Here is a 15,688-nt window from a genome sequence, read left to right on the forward strand (position 1 = left end):
GCCGTTAGGCTGCTTACTAAACTGTGCCCGTTACGTTTACGTCACCGTTATGCCACCCCCGCCTGTGGCATTTCTCTACGGCAACGTGCCATCACGCTACTCCGCTACACACTTTTTGCCGGCCGGCACTCGCACCAACAAGGTGCAACCCGTCAGGCCGCTGCCCTTTCCTGGACCAGGATCCACGGCCGGACCACCACCGCCCACATCTCGGGATCGCGCTCGAAAATATCCAGCGCCCGCGTTTCAGACAGCTTGGCGACCTTGTCTTCGGCCAGCCAGGCAGCGACTTTCTCGCCCTGATCCGACGCCACGGCCTCGGCGACCGCGATCAAATCCAGGCTGGCGTCGACCCACAATAGGGCACCTTGGGCGTAGAAGCGCTCCAGCTCTTTCCAGGCAATAGATGCGGTTTCACCAAGCAGCTTGGCATAGAGGGTGCTAGGTTCTTGATTCATGGGACTGTCCGGAAAAGAAATCGGCGCGAATGATAACGTCGGTGGTCCGGCAGAAAAACCCGGTTGCAAAAGGCCGTACCGAACGAAAAGAGCAGGAACGCCAAGGAATGCTGATGATTGGGGTATAAGCCCTCTGAACGTCCCGCCGCAATTCTGTCTTTTTCTTTCATTTAAGCGACACCCTCAGGTTTTGCCCCCTGGCGCCAGCTTCCCAGGCCAACAACCGGCGCTCTACACTGTACCGGTACAGTTGCCGGGGGCTTTTCCGGAGGGTATCGCCTAGATATCTGTCCCGGTTCTGCTGCTACGGCGTCAGGACTCTAAAAAAATACAACAGTAAGAGTGGAGCACTATGACTAAGGCTACTAAGCAGATTTCCAAACTGTTTGCCGCTATGGTTCTGGCCGGGGTTGCCAGCCATTCGTTCGCAGCTGACACCATCAAGATCGGTATCGCCGGCCCTAAAACCGGTCCAGTAGCCCAGTACGGCGACATGCAGTTCAGTGGCGCGAAAATGGCCATCGAACAGATCAACGCCAAAGGCGGCGTCGACGGCAAGAAGCTCGAAGCCGTTGAATACGATGACGCTTGCGATCCGAAACAAGCGGTAGCAGTAGCGAACAAGGTCGTCAACGACGGCGTCAAGTTCGTGGTCGGTCACCTGTGCTCCAGCTCCACCCAGCCTGCTTCGGACATCTACGAAGACGAAGGCGTGATCATGATCACCCCGGCTGCCACCAGCCCGGACATCACCGCTCGTGGTTACAAAATGATCTTCCGTACCATCGGTCTGGACAGCGCCCAGGGCCCTGCCGCCGGTAACTACATCGCCGATCACGTGAAGCCGAAAATCGTCGGCGTGCTGCACGACAAGCAGCAGTACGGTGAAGGCATCGCCACCGCCGTCAAATCCACTCTCGAGAAGAAAGGCACCAAGGTTGCCGTGTTCGAAGGCATCAACGCCGGCGACAAAGACTTCTCCGCGATCATCGCCAAGCTCAAGCAAGCCAACGTCGACTTCGTCTACTACGGCGGCTACCACCCGGAGCTGGGTCTGATCCTGCGTCAAGCCCAGGAAAAAGGCCTGAAAGCCAAGTTCATGGGTCCGGAAGGCGTGGGTAACGACTCGATCACCCAGATCGCCAAGAGCGCTGCCGAAGGCCTGCTGGTGACCCTGCCGAAATCCTTCGACCAGGATCCGGCCAACGTGGCCCTGGCCGATGCATTCAAGGCCAAGAAAGAAGACCCGAGCGGTCCGTTCGTGTTCCCGTCCTACTCGGCAGTTGAAGTAATTGCCGAAGGTATCAAGGCTGCCAAGTCCGAAGATGCTGCCAAGGTGGCTGAAGCCATCCACAAAGGCACCTTCAAGACGCCTACCGGTGACCTGAGCTTCGACGACAAGGGCGACCTGAAGGACTTCAAATTCGTGGTTTACGAATGGCACGAAGGCAAACCTAAAACCGAAGTGTCGCCTCAGTAAGGCCCTGCCTGACTGACTGCCAATAAAGCCCACGGCGTGCCGTGGGCTTTGTTTTACGAATGTATTGGGCCGCGCTGGCGTGATCCGCCAGTCTCCCCACCTGAAAATCTCAAAACCGTCATCAGCGGTTCGCTGGCAAAACCCGGATTCGAAGTGGATAAAGATCCACGGGACCGGGCGGGAAAATGACTCCACCAGTGAAATGCGTATCAGGTTTTTAGGAGCGCTGTAATGCCTGACATCTATCACTTCTTCCAACAGCTGGTTAACGGCTTGAACGTTGGCAGCATGTATGCCCTGATCGCCATCGGCTACACGATGGTCTACGGCATCATTGGAATGATCAACTTCGCCCACGGCGAGGTGTACATGATCGGTTCCTACGTGGCGTTCATCGCCATCGCCGGGCTGACCATGATGGGACTCGAAAGCGTCCCGCTGTTGATGACCGTGGCGTTCATCGCCAGCATCGTCGTCACCAGCTCCTACGGTTACAGCATCGAACGCATTGCCTACCGCCCGTTGCGCGGCAGCAACCGTCTGATCCCGCTGATTTCCGCGATCGGTATGTCGATCTTCCTGCAGAACACGGTTCTGCTGGCGCAAGACTCCAAGGACAAAGCAATCCCCAACCTGATTCCGGGCAACTTCGCCTTCGGCCCGGGTGGCGCACATGAAGTGCTGATTTCCTACATGCAAATCGTGGTGTTCGTGGTGACCCTGATCGCCATGCTCGGCCTCACGCTGTTCATCTCCCGCTCTCGCCTGGGCCGCGCCTGCCGCGCCTGCGCCGAAGACATCAAGATGGCCAACCTGCTGGGCATCAACACCAACAACATCATCGCCCTGACCTTCGTCATCGGTGCTGCGCTGGCGGCCGTCGCGGCCGTGCTGCTGAGCATGCAATACGGCGTGATCAACCCGAACGCCGGTTTCCTCGTCGGCCTCAAGGCCTTCACCGCCGCGGTACTGGGCGGGATCGGCAGCATCCCCGGCGCCATGCTCGGCGGGCTGGTGCTCGGGGTGGCGGAAGCCTTTGGCGCCGATATCTTCGGCGACCAGTACAAGGATGTCGTGGCTTTCGGCTTGTTGGTTCTGGTGCTGTTGTTCCGTCCGACCGGCATTCTGGGCCGTCCGGAGGTTGAGAAAGTATGACTAGGAATCTTAAACAGGCGCTGTTCAGTGCCTTGCTGGTCTGGGCCGTGGCCTATCCGGTACTGGGTCTGAAACTGACCATCGTCGGTGTCAACCTGGAAGTGCACAACACCAGCCCGGCCATTCTGGCGACCATCGCCATCTGCTCGGTGCTGATGTTCCTGCGGGTGCTGTTCAACCAGCAGATCAGCAAGGCGTGGCGCTCGTCGCCAGGCATGCCGCTGATTCCGGCCAAGGCCAGCAACTTCCTGACCCTGCCGACCACCCAACGCTACTTCATCATCGCGCTGATCATCGGTGCGCTGGTGTGGCCGTTCTTCGGCTCCCGTGGCGCGGTGGACATCGCGACGCTGATCCTGATCTACGTGATGCTCGGCCTCGGCCTGAACATCGTGGTCGGTCTGGCCGGTCTGCTCGACCTGGGTTACGTCGGCTTCTACGCCGTCGGTGCCTACAGCTACGCGCTGCTGTCGCACTACTATGGCCTGAGCTTCTGGATCTGCCTGCCGATTGCCGGCCTGATGGCGGCGACGTTCGGCTTCCTGCTCGGCTTCCCGGTGTTGCGTCTGCGCGGCGACTACCTGGCGATCGTGACCCTTGGCTTCGGGGAAATCATCCGCCTGTTCCTGCGTAACCTGACCGACATCACCGGCGGCCCGAACGGCATCAGCAACATCGAGAAACCGACGTTCTTCGGCCTGACCTTCGAACGTAAAGCCGCAGAAGGGATGCAAACCTTCCACGAGTATTTCGGCCTGCAGTACAACTCGATCAACAAGGTGATCTTCCTCTACCTGGTTGCTCTGTTGCTGGCACTGGCGGCGCTGTTCGTGATCAACCGCCTGCTGCGCATGCCGATCGGCCGTGCGTGGGAAGCGCTGCGTGAAGACGAAATCGCCTGCCGTGCGCTGGGTCTCAACCCGACCGTGATCAAGCTCTCGGCGTTCACCCTCGGCGCGGCATTTGCCGGTTTCGCCGGCAGCTTCTTCGCCGCCCGTCAAGGTCTGGTGACGCCGGAATCGTTCACCTTCATCGAGTCGGCGATCATCCTCGCCATCGTGGTGCTGGGCGGCATGGGCTCGCAGCTGGGCGTGATTCTCGCGGCCGTTGTGATGATCCTGCTGCCGGAAATGATGCGCGAGTTCAGTGAGTACCGCATGTTGATGTTCGGCGCCCTGATGGTGCTGATGATGATCTGGCGACCTCAAGGTCTGCTGCCCATGCAACGTCCTCACATGGAGCTGCGCAAATGAGCCGCGAGATCCTGAAAGTCGAAAATCTGAGCATGCGCTTCGGCGGCCTGCTGGCGGTCAACGGCGTGGCCCTGACCGTGAAGGAAAAACAGGTGGTGGCACTGATCGGGCCGAACGGCGCGGGCAAGACCACCGTGTTCAACTGCCTGACCGGTTTCTACCAGCCATCGGGCGGCAGCATCCTGCTGGACGGCGAGCCGATTCACGGCCTGCCGGGCCACAAGATCGCCCTCAAAGGCGTGGTGCGCACCTTCCAGAACGTGCGGTTGTTCAAGGACATGACGGCGGTCGAGAACCTGTTGATCGCCCAGCACCGTCACCTGAACACCAACTTCCTGTCCGGCCTGTTCAAGACCCCGGCGTTTCGCAAGAGCGAGCGCGAGGCCATGGAGTTCGCCGAGTACTGGCTGGAAAAGGTCAACCTGAAAGAGTTCGCCAACCGCCCCGCCGGCACCCTGGCCTACGGTCAGCAGCGTCGTCTGGAAATCGCCCGCTGCATGATGACCCGTCCGCGGATCCTCATGCTCGACGAACCGGCCGCCGGCCTGAACCCGAAAGAAACCGAAGACCTCAAGGCGCTGATCAGCGTGCTGCGTGAAGAGCACAACGTGACCGTGCTGCTGATCGAACACGACATGAAACTGGTCATGAGCATTTCCGACCACATCGTCGTGATCAACCAGGGCACGCCCCTGGCCGACGGCACGCCGGAACAGATCCGCGACAATCCTGAAGTGATCAAAGCCTACCTGGGGGAAGCGTAAATGCTGCAGTTCGAAAACGTTTCCACCTTCTACGGCAAGATCCAGGCCCTGCACAGCGTCAACGTCGAAGTCCGCCAGGGCGAGATCGTGACCCTGATCGGCGCCAACGGTGCCGGCAAGTCCACGCTGCTGATGACACTCTGCGGTTCGCCGCAGGCCCACAGCGGCAGCATCCGCTACATGGGTGAGGAACTGGTCGGCCAGGACTCGTCGCAAATCATGCGCAAGAGCATCGCCGTGGTGCCGGAAGGTCGTCGGGTGTTTGCCCGTCTGACCGTCGAAGAAAACCTGTCCATGGGCGGATTCTTCACCGACAAGGGCGACTATCAGGAACAGATGGACAAGGTTCTCGGACTTTTCCCACGTCTGAAAGAACGCTTCAACCAGCGCGGCGGCACCATGTCCGGCGGCGAACAGCAAATGCTCGCCATCGGCCGTGCACTGATGAGCAAGCCGAAACTGCTGTTGCTCGACGAGCCGTCGCTGGGCCTGGCACCGATCATCATCCAGCAGATCTTCGACATCATCGAACAGCTGCGCAAGGACGGTGTGACGGTGTTCCTGGTCGAGCAAAACGCCAACCAGGCGCTGAAAATCGCTGACCGCGCGTACGTTCTGGAGAACGGCCGGGTGGTGATGCAAGGCACCGGCGAAGCGCTGCTGACCGACCCGAAAGTGCGCGAGGCGTACCTCGGCGGTTGATGGATCGCTTCAAACAGAAAACGGCCTTCGGGCCGTTTTTTGTGCCCGGCAAAAAATCTTTTATCGTTCGCTGTAACGCATCCCCAAGTCGTTTCTCTAGTGGGGCAAGCAAGCGCAATCGCTTGTTCAAACCCAAGTTAAAACCGGAGAAACATCATGACTGCTACCACCCGCACCCTGTCCGCCACCGCCCTGGTTCTGGCCCTCGGTTCTGCTCTGAGCATCGCTGCCGTCTCCACCGCCCACGCCGCTGACGACAACATGGAAAAATGCTTCGGCGTGGCCATGAAAGGCAAGAACGATTGCGCCGCAGGTGCAGGCACCACCTGTGCCGGCACCGCGAAAATGGATCATCAGGCCAACGCCTGGAAACTGGTTCCGAAAGGCACCTGCACCACCACCGAAAGCAAAACCTCGCCGACCGGTTTCGGTCAGCTCGAAGCGTTCAAAGCCAAGTCCTGATCCGGGAGCCGCCCGAGTGTCGATCATGATCACATCCTGCGACCATGCCTTGCGCCGCACTCGGGCAGCCCTCACCGGGCTCCCGTCCCGTGCCGGGCTGGGGCTCAAGAGCGAGCACTTCAGCGAAGTGCTCGATTCACGTCCGGACATCGGTTTCTTCGAAGTCCACGCCGAAAACTACATGGTGGCCGGCGGCCCGTTTCATCATTTTCTGGGTTTGATTCGCGACGCGTATCCGCTGTCGCTGCATGGCGTCGGGCTGTCCATCGGTGCCGAAGGCGCGCTGGATGTCCAGCACCTCAAACGCCTGGCCGCGCTGATCGAGCGCTATCAACCCCACTCCTTTTCCGAACACCTGGCCTGGTCAAGCCACGGCCCGGTGTTCCTTAATGACCTGCTGCCCCTGGCTTACGACACGCCGACGCTGAACCGCGTCTGCGAACACATCGATCAGGTGCAGAACACTCTTAAACGCCCGATGTTGCTGGAAAACCCGGCGACCTACCTGGCATTCGAGCGCTCGACAATCGACGAAGCGGACTTCATCCGCGAAGTCATCCGGCGCAGTGGCTGCGGTCTGTTGCTGGACGTGAATAACGTCTATGTCTCGTGCATCAACCATCAGCGCAATCCCCTGCGTTATCTCGACGCACTGCCGCTGCACGCGGTGGGCGAGATTCATCTGGCCGGGTTTGCCGAAGATTCCGACAGCCTCGGTGATCGTTTGCTGATCGACGATCACGGCGCGCCAATCGATCAAGCGGTCTGGTCGTTGTACCGGCAAGCGCTGGAACGCGTCGGCCCGGTGGCGACGTTGATCGAACGTGACAATCAGGTGCCAGCCTTCAGTGTGCTGTTGGAGGAAGCGCAGCAGGCCGATGAGCTGTTGCTCTGCGCGGGAGGTCGGCCGTGAGCACTCAAGCTGCGTTCAGCGCGGCGTTGCTCGATACCGACCTGCCCTGCCCCGACGGTTTGTGCAGTGCCAACGGCGCCGATCCGGCCAGCCGTTTCGCGGTGTACCGCAACAATGTTCAGAGCTCGTTGATCAACGCACTGGCCGACAGTTATCCCGTGGTGATGCAGTTGGTGGGGGACGAATTCTTCCGGGCCATGGCCGGAGTTTTCGTGCATCGCCATCCGCCACACAGTCCGTTGATGAGCGACTACGGCAGCGGGCTGGCGGACTTCATCAGTGAGTTCGAACCAGCCGCGTGCGTTCCCTATCTGGCCGATGTCGCGAGGCTGGAACGCTTGCGCACGCAGGCCTACCACGTTGCCGATGTGTTACCCCTGAGTCAGGAGCGAATCGCCGCTGTATTCGCCGATGCCGATGCGCTCAACGAACTGCGCATCGGCCTGCACCCTTCGCTGCATCTGCTCGATTCAAACTTCGCCGTGGTGGACATCTGGGCCGCGCATCAGCACGACGCGACGCTGGCCGGGATCGATCTGCATCACGCCCAACACGCGCTGATCCTGCGCAACGGACTGGAAGTCGAGGTGTTCACCGTGGATCGCGGCGCCAGCCAGTTTATTCGCCAGCTCAAAGCTGGCCTGTCACTCACGCAAGCGCTGGAATCCGCCGAGGCCTTCGACCTCAGCCAGACCCTCGCCCTGCTGATCAGTCGCCAAGTCATCACTCATTTGCACCCGAAGGTGTCGTCATGAACAGCCTCGTTGCCCGCGCCGTCGCGCTGCTGGAAAAAATCCCTCACAGCCTGATCGCCTTCATCGCGCGATTCTCCATCGCAGCCGTGTTCTGGAAATCCGGGCAAACCAAGGTCGAGGGGCTGGTCGTCGACCTGATCGATGGCACCTTCGAGTTCGGCTGGCCACGTCTGGCGGACTCGACGATTCCGTTGTTCAAGAGCGAGTACCACGTGCCGCTGCTGTCGCCGGAAATCGCTGCACATCTGGCCGCGTTTGCCGAGCACTTCTTCCCGATCCTGATCCTCGTCGGCTTTGCCACACGTTTTTCGGCGCTGGCGTTGCTGGGCATGACCCTGGCCATTCAACTGTTCGTGTACCCGGATGCCTACCCGACCCACGGCACCTGGATGGCGGTGTTGCTGTACCTGATGGCCACCGGGCCGGGCAAACTGTCGATCGATCACCTGATCGCCAGGCACTACAACCGGTCCAGCGCCTCGCCGCTGAGCTTGAACCAGCCGATCAGGTAATCCGCCAGCACTTGGGTGCGTTTCGGTAACCCGCCCTGATACGGATGCACCAGATACATCGGCATGCGCCGGGTCTGAAAATCGCGCAGGAGCCAGCGCAATCGGCCGTCAGCCAATTCCGCCTGCAGCAGATAGGAAGGCAGGCGGGCAATGCCGGCGCCAGCCAGAGCGGCTTTCTTCAACAGGTTGTAGTGATTGCTGGCGAACGGCCCCGACACCCGCACCCGCAGCAGTTCGTGCTGTTGGTGATAGAGCCATTCCTCGCGGCCGCTGTAATGACTGTTGAGCAGGCAACGGTGCTCGGCCAGTGCCTGCGGCGTCAGCGGTTCGCCAAAGCGCTCCAGATATTCAGGGCTGGCGCAGGTCATTTCCTGCCAGGCCAGCAGCGGTCTGGCCACCAGTCGCTCGTCATTGGCCACTTCAGTGCGGATCGCCAGATCGAAGCCGTCGCGGGAGAGGTCGCGGTAGCTGTTATTCAGCTCCAGTTCGATCTGCACTTCGGGGTATTTCTGCGAGAAGTCCAGCAGCAGGCCATCGAAGAAAGTTTCCCCCAGCGAAACCGGAACCGTCATACGCACCGGACCGGCCATGTCGTCCTTCAATCGCGCCAATGCCTGACGCGCTCGCTCCACCTGGACGACAAGCGCCTGAGCCTGCGGCAACAACGCCGCACCGGCCGCCGTCAGGCTCAGCCGACGCGTAGTACGTTGCAACAACACCACGGAAAATCGTGCCTCCAGCTGACTGATGCGCTTGGACAACTGCCCCTTGCTGCACCCCAATTGCTGCGCTGCCAAGGTAAAACTGCCGGCTTCGATCAACACCGCGAACGCCGCCAGATCATCCATCTCGCTCATGGATTGTTTCCATTTGAAAACCAAAGGTTGCCCATTAGTGCGCTTATCCGCAGAAAAAACCACTCTAGACTGAAACCTCGTTCAATCACTTGAGGCAATCACGATGAAAATTCTGTTGATAGGCGCGGGCGGCACCATCGGTTCGGCCGTGGACAAAGAGCTGTCGCAGCGTCATGAAGTCATTCGTATCGGTCGCAGCAGCGGCGATTTCCAGGTGGATATCAGCGACAGCGCATCGATCCGCAAGCTGTTCGAACAGACCGGCAAGTTCGACGCACTGGTCTGCGCCGCTGGCAACGTGACCTTCGCCCCGCTGGGTGAAATGACCGAAGACAGCTTCGCCCTCGGCCTGAAAGACAAGTTGATGGGCCAGGTCAATCTGCTGCTGATCGGCCGTGAGTTCGCCAACGACGGCGCATCGTTCACCTTCACCACCGGCGTGCTCAGCCACGATCCGATCCGCAGCGGCGCTTCGGCTGCACTGGTCAACGGCGCGCTGGACAGCTTCGTCCGCGCAGCGGCCATCGAACTGCCACGCGGCCTGCGGGTGAACTCGATCAGCCCGACCGTGCTTGTAGAAGCCATGGGCAGCTACGCCCCCTATTTCCGTGGCTATAAGCCGGTTCCTGCGGCGGATGTGGCATTGGCCTACGCCAAAAGTGTCGAAGGCTTGCAGACAGGTCAGACATTTCACGTGGGCTAAACCCTTGTGATGAACGGTCAGCCTGCGTAACGTGACGGCACTTGTCTGGAGAGCCAAAGATGCGTGTTGCCCGTTCCCTGATCGTTGTTGCCCTGCTCCCGTTGTTTGCCGCGTGCCAGTTGTTCGATGGTGCGCGGGAAAGCGCCTCCCACGTCGGCCAGACGCGGATGCAGGGGCAACTGACCGCTGCCGACGGCAAACTGGTGTTCCAGGCCTGCGGCGAGCAGCGCCAGTACGTGGTCAATGACATCGGCGGCACCAGCGTCCTGCAAGAGGCCGCCACCCTGGCCGATCAACAGGGCAAGCTGTTTGCCGACGTGCGCGGGAAGATCGCCGGCGACCGCCTCGACCTGACCCAGTTGTACCGTGTCGAACGCTCCGGCACTGCCTGCGACGATCCCAACTTCAAACAGTTGATCCTGCGCGCCGCCGGTCATGGCCCGGAGTGGAACGTAAAAGTCAGCGGCAAAGGCCTGGTCATCGACCGCGAAGGCCAGCCGCCGCTCGCCGTGCCTTACGTCGAAGAGCAACTGGGCGACGGCCGTTTCAATCTCAGCAGCGAAGCCAACAACCAGCGCATCGAGCTGTGGGTGGCGCCGCAGCGCTGCGTCGACAGCAGCACCGGCAGCGTGCAGCACATGAGCGCCGAGCTGCGTATCGACGGCAAGGTGCAGCGTGGTTGCGGGTATTTCGGCGGTTCGCGTAACGACTGATCGTTTTACCCTCACGGGATCCGGCCGATGCGGCTTATAATCGCCGCCTTCAAACGCCCTGGCGCAGTTGTGCGCCCCGCGAACCGGATCCTGTCATGTTACGAATCACCGAACTCAAGCTGCCGATCGACCATCCCGACGAAGACCTGCGCGCTGCCATCGTGCAACGCCTGGGCATCGCCAGCGATGACCTGCTCGATTTCACCTTGTTCAAGCGCAGCTACGATGCGCGCAAAAAGTCCTCCGAACTGTGCTTCATCTACACCATCGACCTCGAAGTGCGCGACGAGGCCAAAGTGCTGGGCAAGTTCGCCGACGACCGTAACGTCAACGTGGCGCCGGATGTCAGCTACAAATTCGTCGGCCAGGCGCCAAGCGACCTGAGCCAGCGCCCGATCGTGGTCGGTTTCGGCCCGTGCGGGATCTTCGCCGGCCTGTTGCTGGCGCAGATGGGCTTCAAGCCGATCATCCTCGAGCGCGGCACCGAAGTGCGCCAGCGCACCAAGGACACCTGGGGCCTGTGGCGCAAAAGCGTGCTCAATCCCGAGTCCAACGTGCAGTTCGGCGAAGGTGGCGCGGGCACGTTCTCCGACGGCAAGCTGTACAGCCAGATCAAGGATCCGAAATTCCTCGGCCGCAAGGTTCTGCACGAATTCGTGAAGGCCGGCGCGCCGGAAGAAATCCTCTACGTCAGCAAACCGCACATCGGTACGTTCCGTCTGACCGGCATGGTCGAGACCATGCGCGAAGAGATCCGCGCACTGGGCGGCGAAGTGCGCTTCCAGGAACGCGTCACCGACGTGCTGATCGAAGACGGCCAACTGGTCGGCGTCGAACTGGCCAGCGGCGAAACCCTGCATTCGAAACACGTGGTCCTGGCCCTCGGCCACAGTGCCCGCGACACCTTCCGCATGCTCCACAGCCGTGGCGTGTTCATGGAAGCCAAGCCGTTTTCGGTGGGTTTCCGGATCGAGCACCCACAATCGCTGATCGACCGTGCGCGACTGGGCAAGTACGCCGGTCACCCCAAGTTGGGCGCCGCCGACTACAAACTGGTGCACCACGCCAAGAACGGCCGTTCGGTCTACAGCTTCTGCATGTGCCCGGGCGGCACCGTGGTGGCGGCGACCTCCGAGCCGAACCGCGTGGTCACCAACGGCATGAGCCAGTACTCGCGTAACGAGCGCAACGCCAACTCCGGCATCGTCGTCGGCATCACCCCGGAAGTCGATTATCCGGGCGGTCCGCTGGCCGGGATCGAGTTGCAGGAACGTCTGGAGTCCCACGCCTTCATCCTCGGCGGCAGCGACTACAAGGCGCCGGCGCAACTGGTCGGCGACTTCATCAACGACATTCCTTCGACCGAACTGGGCGAAGTCGAGCCATCGTACAAACCGGGCGTGGCACTGGGCGATCTGGCCCTGGCCCTGCCGGACTTCGCGATCGAGGCGATCCGCGAAGCGTTGCCGGCGTTCGAGAAGCAGATCCGCGGTTACTCGCTGCACGATGCGGTATTGACCGGGATCGAGACCCGCACCTCGTCTCCGCTGCGCATCACGCGTAACGAGACGCTGCAGAGCATGAACGTCAAAGGCCTGTTTCCGGCCGGTGAAGGGGCGGGTTATGCGGGCGGGATTCTGTCGGCGGGTGTCGATGGCATCCGCATCGCGGAAGCCGTGGCGCGTGACATCCTCGGTCTGAAAGACTGATCCGCACGACCTGAAACACTGCAAAAAACTGTGGGAGCGAATTCGCTCCCACAGTCGTTTTCGGCGTCAGATATTGGCGCGCAGAACCGAGGCCGGCAGCGCCTCACCTTGCTCGGCACTCGCTGCCACAGCCGCCATCAATCCCTCCAGCTCATAGCCCTGCGCCTTGAGCCACGCTGGATCGTAATAGGTGTCTGCATAACGCTCGCCGCCATCGCACAGAATCGCCACGATCGAGCCCGACTCCCCCGCCGCTTTCATCTGCTGCGCCGCCATCAGCGCGCCGATCAGGTTGGTCCCGCTCGACCCGCCCACATGCCGGCCCAGACGCTGCGCCAGGTAATGCATGGCCGCCAGCGACAAGGCATCCGGCACCTTGACCATCGCATCGATCACCTTCGGCAGGAACGAGGCCTCCACCCGTGGCCGGCCGATGCCTTCGATGCGCGAACCGTGGTCCAGACGCAAACTCGCGTCGCCGGTCTGGTAGAAGTCGAAGAACACCGAACGCTCGGCATCGGCGCACAGCACGCGGGTGCAGTGCTGGCGATAACGCACGTAACGCCCGAGGGTCGCGGTGGTGCCGCCGGTGCCGGGACTGGAAATCAGCCAGGCCGGGCATGGATGCTGCTCATAGCGCATCTGCTGGAAGATCGACTCGGCGATGTTGTTGTTCGCCCGCCAGTCGGTGGCGCGCTCGGCGTAGGTGAACTGGTCGATGAAGTGACCGTCGTGCTCGCGGGCCAGGCGTTCGGATTCGGCGTAGATCTGGGTCGGATCGTCCACCAGATGACTCTGGCCTCCGTAGAACGCGATCTGCGCAATTTTTTCCTTGGAGGTGGTCGCCGGCATCACCGCAATGAATGGCAGGCCGAGCATCCGCGCGAAATACGCCTCGGAAATCGCCGTCGAACCGCTGGACGCCTCGATCACCGGCGCGCCGGGTTTAAGCCAGCCGTTACACAAGGCATAGAGAAACAGCGAGCGGGCCAGCCGATGCTTGAGGCTGCCGGTCGGGTGGCTGGACTCGTCCTTGAAGTACAACTCGATGCCCGGGAACCCCGGCAGCGGCAAGGGGATCAGGTGGGTGTCGGCGCTGCGCTGGAAGTCCGCTTCGATGATCCGGATGGCTTCGCGGGCCCACTGTCGGTTGTCGCTCATGGCTGTCGTTCTCGTTGAATCGGGCAGAAGTGCCTTCACAGGCTCAGCCCCCAAGCTTAGGAAAAATCCCACGGCACCGACAGATACAGCTGAGCTTCAATCCCTCGGGCAACTGCTAGGCTCTGCTGCATGTCGGCCTGGAGCTCTGTAACCGCATATAACAAAAAAGAATATAACTTTTGTTTTAACAACTAACGGTACGGGTTAGGGTGTGCCACCTTTTGACTTTATCGATGGAGAGCGACCTTGCCTCTGCGTAGCACTTTCACGCGTTTCTTTCAGTTGGAAGCTGCCAGCGGTCTGTTATTGATCGCCGCGGCCATCCTGGCTCTAATCATCAACAATTCGCCGCTGTCGTGGTTGTACACCGGCCTGCTCGACACCCCGGTGGTGGCGCAGATCGGCGCGTTGAAGATCGCCAAGCCCCTGCTGCTGTGGATCAACGACGGCCTGATGGCGCTGTTTTTCCTGCTGATCGGCCTGGAAGTGAAGCGCGAAGTGCTCGACGGCCAGCTGTCGAAACCGTCGCAGATCGTCCTGCCCGGCGCGGCGGCCATCGGCGGCATGCTGGTGCCGGCGCTGATCTACTGGTTCCTCAATCGTGACAACCCGGCCGCCCTCGATGGCTGGGCGATCCCCACCGCCACCGACATCGCCTTCGCCCTCGGCGTACTGGCCTTGCTCGGCAAGCGCGTGCCGGTGTCGCTGAAGCTGTTCCTGATGACCCTGGCGATCATCGATGACCTCGGCGCCATCGTGATCATTGCGATCTTCTATTCCGGCGAACTGTCGACCCTGTCGCTGGGCCTGGCGGCGGCGTGCATCGCGGCGCTGGTGGCGATGAACCGGCTCGGGGTGGTCAAACTCGGGCCGTATATGATCATCGGTCTGATCCTTTGGGTCTGCGTACTCAAGAGCGGTGTCCACGCGACACTGGCCGGCGTGACCCTGGCGTTCTGCATCCCGCTGCGCACCAGGAATGCCGAACCTTCGCCGCTGCTGACCCTCGAACACGCGCTGCACCCGTGGGTGGCCTACGGCATCCTGCCGCTGTTCGCCTTCGCCAACGCCGGCCTGTCGCTGACCGGCGTGACCGCCGAAAGCTTCACCCACCACGTCCCGATGGGCATCGCCGTCGGCCTGCTGCTGGGCAAGACCCTCGGCGTGTTCGGCCTGACCTGGCTCGCCGTCAAAACCGGCATCGCCGCCCTGCCCCAGGGCGCCAATTGGGGCCAGGTGCTGGGCGTGGCGATCCTCTGCGGGATCGGCTTCACCATGAGCCTGTTTGTCGGCTCCCTCGCCTTCGTGCCGGGCGCCAGTGAATACGCCGGGATGGACCGGATGGGCATTCTCACCGGGTCGGTGTTCGCGGCATTGATCGGTTATGCAGTGACATTGGCGGCGAGCAGAAAGAACAGCGCGCGGCCTTCCTGATACTCCGTGGATCACTGTAGAGAACAATCCCCACGTCTTTAGAGACGCGTCCTGCAGCCACGATTTTCCTGCTTCGTTAATGCCGCAAACCAACAAAAAACCCCGACCAGTCACCTGATCGGGGTTTTCTTTTACCGCTTGTTCGCGCTTAGTGCGAAACGCGGCTGGTGCCGCCAACGGTCGAAATCCGTACCCGCTCGCCTACGCGGAACACTTCATTCTCCTGAACCTGCTGCACGTAGGCGCGCATGCTGCCGTCGTCTTCGCGCACGGTGATTTCAACGCCCTGGGTGCGGGTCAGGCCTTCTTCAGTGGCCGAACCGATCAAGCCGCCGGCCACGGCACCGATAACGGCCGCAACGATGCTGCCTTTGCCGCCGCCGATGGCACTGCCGCCAACACCGCCAACCACTGCACCGGCTGCACCACCAATCGGGGTTTTGGTGCCTTCGATTTTCACCGGACGCAGGGATTCGATGGTGCCCATGCGAATCGTCTGCACGCGACGCGCTTCGTCACGGGAGTAGGAGTCACCGGTCAGGCTCGACTGGCAGCCGGTCAGCAACATCGCCATCGTGGAAAAGGAAGCAACCAGCAGAACAGACTTACGCATAGCATTAACTCCAAAGGACAGGTATTCATTAAACTCCGCAGCTT

Annotated in this window: 17 protein-coding genes; 13 read left to right on the forward strand and 4 right to left on the reverse strand. The window is 61.1% G+C overall.

From position 1 onward, the window contains the following. Nucleotides 1-152 precede the first annotated feature (152 nt). Nucleotides 153-458, reverse strand: a complete 306-nt coding sequence (locus tag GQX66_RS20115; RefSeq protein WP_085748193.1) for a DUF2288 domain-containing protein — start codon at nt 456-458, stop codon at nt 153-155. A 352-nt stretch (nt 459-810) separates the two neighbouring features. On the opposite strand from GQX66_RS20115, the gene GQX66_RS20120 reads away from it, so the two are divergent. The 9 genes from GQX66_RS20120 (at nt 811) to GQX66_RS20160 (ending at nt 8,454) form a co-directional block, all read left to right on the forward strand. Then, on the forward strand, nt 811-1,938 hold the full coding sequence (locus GQX66_RS20120; protein ID WP_085605380.1) for a branched-chain amino acid ABC transporter substrate-binding protein: 1,128 nt from the start codon (nt 811-813) through the stop codon (nt 1,936-1,938). A gap of 231 nt (nt 1,939-2,169) precedes the next feature. Further along, nucleotides 2,170-3,093 (forward strand): high-affinity branched-chain amino acid ABC transporter permease LivH, encoded by a 924-nt coding sequence (gene livH, locus GQX66_RS20125; protein WP_007959165.1) that lies wholly within the window; start codon nt 2,170-2,172, stop codon nt 3,091-3,093. After that, nucleotides 3,090-4,346 (forward strand): high-affinity branched-chain amino acid ABC transporter permease LivM, encoded by a 1,257-nt coding sequence (locus tag GQX66_RS20130; protein WP_007959162.1) that lies wholly within the window; start codon nt 3,090-3,092, stop codon nt 4,344-4,346. The genes livH and GQX66_RS20130 overlap by 4 nt, the downstream gene beginning before the upstream one ends. Continuing rightward, nucleotides 4,343-5,110 carry a high-affinity branched-chain amino acid ABC transporter ATP-binding protein LivG gene (gene livG, locus GQX66_RS20135; protein ID WP_007959160.1) on the forward strand — a complete coding sequence of 256 codons (768 nt, stop codon included), beginning with the start codon at nt 4,343-4,345 and terminating at the stop codon, nt 5,108-5,110. Before GQX66_RS20130 ends, livG begins: the two co-directional genes overlap by 4 nt. Next, nucleotides 5,111-5,812, forward strand: coding sequence for an ABC transporter ATP-binding protein (locus GQX66_RS20140; RefSeq protein WP_003222380.1), 702 nt, complete (start codon nt 5,111-5,113; stop codon nt 5,810-5,812). Between the two features lie 156 nt (nt 5,813-5,968). Then, nucleotides 5,969-6,274 (forward strand): DUF2282 domain-containing protein, encoded by a 306-nt coding sequence (locus GQX66_RS20145; RefSeq protein WP_011332799.1) that lies wholly within the window; start codon nt 5,969-5,971, stop codon nt 6,272-6,274. A 25-nt stretch (nt 6,275-6,299) separates the two neighbouring features. Further along, a complete protein-coding gene (locus GQX66_RS20150) occupies nt 6,300-7,187 on the forward strand; it encodes a DUF692 domain-containing protein (RefSeq protein WP_240870903.1) in 888 nt (295 codons plus the stop codon). After that, entirely contained in the window at nt 7,184-7,942 is a 759-nt protein-coding gene (locus tag GQX66_RS20155; protein ID WP_240870907.1) for a DNA-binding domain-containing protein, read from the forward strand. Before GQX66_RS20150 ends, GQX66_RS20155 begins: the two co-directional genes overlap by 4 nt. Further along, nucleotides 7,939-8,454: a DoxX family protein gene (locus GQX66_RS20160; protein ID WP_240870912.1), complete on the forward strand. Its 516-nt coding sequence runs from the start codon at nt 7,939-7,941 to the stop codon at nt 8,452-8,454. The genes GQX66_RS20155 and GQX66_RS20160 overlap by 4 nt, the downstream gene beginning before the upstream one ends. On the opposite strand, the gene GQX66_RS20165 is transcribed toward GQX66_RS20160, so the two are convergent. Continuing rightward, nucleotides 8,403-9,311: a LysR family transcriptional regulator gene (locus GQX66_RS20165; protein ID WP_007959151.1), complete on the reverse strand. Its 909-nt coding sequence runs from the start codon at nt 9,309-9,311 to the stop codon at nt 8,403-8,405. The two genes, GQX66_RS20160 and GQX66_RS20165, sit on opposite strands and share 52 nt — an antisense overlap. A 103-nt stretch (nt 9,312-9,414) precedes the next feature. Between GQX66_RS20165 and GQX66_RS20170 the strand changes: the two genes are divergently transcribed. The 3 genes from GQX66_RS20170 (at nt 9,415) to GQX66_RS20180 (ending at nt 12,436) form a co-directional block, all read left to right on the forward strand. After that, complete coding sequence (locus GQX66_RS20170) at nt 9,415-10,014, forward strand: short chain dehydrogenase (RefSeq protein ID WP_007959150.1); 600 nt, start codon at nt 9,415-9,417, stop codon at nt 10,012-10,014. Nucleotides 10,015-10,073: 59 nt separating this feature from the next. Further along, complete coding sequence (locus GQX66_RS20175; protein WP_085748187.1) at nt 10,074-10,727, forward strand: hypothetical protein; 654 nt, start codon at nt 10,074-10,076, stop codon at nt 10,725-10,727. Nucleotides 10,728-10,822: 95 nt separating this feature from the next. After that, the gene (locus tag GQX66_RS20180) at nt 10,823-12,436 is read left to right on the forward strand and encodes an NAD(P)/FAD-dependent oxidoreductase (RefSeq protein ID WP_179692437.1); all 1,614 of its coding nucleotides are present in this window, start codon (nt 10,823-10,825) and stop codon (nt 12,434-12,436) included. 66 nt (nt 12,437-12,502) lie between these two features. Here the strand turns inward: GQX66_RS20180 and GQX66_RS20185 are convergent, their stop codons facing one another. Then, the gene (locus tag GQX66_RS20185; protein WP_102686605.1) at nt 12,503-13,597 is read right to left on the reverse strand and encodes a PLP-dependent cysteine synthase family protein; all 1,095 of its coding nucleotides are present in this window, start codon (nt 13,595-13,597) and stop codon (nt 12,503-12,505) included. A gap of 246 nt (nt 13,598-13,843) precedes the next feature. Here GQX66_RS20185 and nhaA point away from each other — a divergent pair, with 246 nt between their 5' ends. Further along, nucleotides 13,844-15,031, forward strand: a complete 1,188-nt coding sequence (gene nhaA, locus GQX66_RS20190; protein WP_240870934.1) for a Na+/H+ antiporter NhaA — start codon at nt 13,844-13,846, stop codon at nt 15,029-15,031. A gap of 148 nt (nt 15,032-15,179) precedes the next feature. Here the strand turns inward: nhaA and GQX66_RS20195 are convergent, their stop codons facing one another. Beyond that, on the reverse strand, nt 15,180-15,644 hold the full coding sequence (locus GQX66_RS20195) for a glycine zipper 2TM domain-containing protein (protein WP_007969461.1): 465 nt from the start codon (nt 15,642-15,644) through the stop codon (nt 15,180-15,182). Nucleotides 15,645-15,688: the final 44 nt, after the last annotated feature.

The sequence above is a fragment of the Pseudomonas sp. B707 genome (genome assembly GCF_022496685.1).
Taxonomy (GTDB): Bacteria; Pseudomonadota; Gammaproteobacteria; order Pseudomonadales; family Pseudomonadaceae; genus Aquipseudomonas; species Aquipseudomonas paraglycinae.

Excerpts from the sequence above, each read along its gene's own strand:
- GQX66_RS20115 (WP_085748193.1), bottom strand. The coding sequence starts at position 458 with ATGAATCAAGAACCTAGCACCCTCTATGCCAAGCTGCTTGGTGAAACC.
- GQX66_RS20120 (WP_085605380.1), top strand. The coding sequence starts at position 811 with ATGACTAAGGCTACTAAGCAGATTTCCAAACTGTTTGCCGCTATGGTT.
- livH (WP_007959165.1), top strand. The coding sequence starts at position 2,170 with ATGCCTGACATCTATCACTTCTTCCAACAGCTGGTTAACGGCTTGAAC.
- GQX66_RS20130 (WP_007959162.1), top strand. The coding sequence starts at position 3,090 with ATGACTAGGAATCTTAAACAGGCGCTGTTCAGTGCCTTGCTGGTCTGG.
- livG (WP_007959160.1), top strand. The coding sequence starts at position 4,343 with ATGAGCCGCGAGATCCTGAAAGTCGAAAATCTGAGCATGCGCTTCGGC.
- GQX66_RS20140 (WP_003222380.1), top strand. The coding sequence starts at position 5,111 with ATGCTGCAGTTCGAAAACGTTTCCACCTTCTACGGCAAGATCCAGGCC.
- GQX66_RS20145 (WP_011332799.1), top strand. The coding sequence starts at position 5,969 with ATGACTGCTACCACCCGCACCCTGTCCGCCACCGCCCTGGTTCTGGCC.
- GQX66_RS20150 (WP_240870903.1), top strand. The coding sequence starts at position 6,300 with ATGATCACATCCTGCGACCATGCCTTGCGCCGCACTCGGGCAGCCCTC.
- GQX66_RS20160 (WP_240870912.1), top strand. The coding sequence starts at position 7,939 with ATGAACAGCCTCGTTGCCCGCGCCGTCGCGCTGCTGGAAAAAATCCCT.
- GQX66_RS20165 (WP_007959151.1), bottom strand. The coding sequence starts at position 9,311 with ATGAGCGAGATGGATGATCTGGCGGCGTTCGCGGTGTTGATCGAAGCC.
- GQX66_RS20170 (WP_007959150.1), top strand. The coding sequence starts at position 9,415 with ATGAAAATTCTGTTGATAGGCGCGGGCGGCACCATCGGTTCGGCCGTG.
- GQX66_RS20175 (WP_085748187.1), top strand. The coding sequence starts at position 10,074 with ATGCGTGTTGCCCGTTCCCTGATCGTTGTTGCCCTGCTCCCGTTGTTT.
- GQX66_RS20180 (WP_179692437.1), top strand. The coding sequence starts at position 10,823 with ATGTTACGAATCACCGAACTCAAGCTGCCGATCGACCATCCCGACGAA.
- GQX66_RS20185 (WP_102686605.1), bottom strand. The coding sequence starts at position 13,597 with ATGAGCGACAACCGACAGTGGGCCCGCGAAGCCATCCGGATCATCGAA.
- GQX66_RS20195 (WP_007969461.1), bottom strand. The coding sequence starts at position 15,644 with ATGCGTAAGTCTGTTCTGCTGGTTGCTTCCTTTTCCACGATGGCGATG.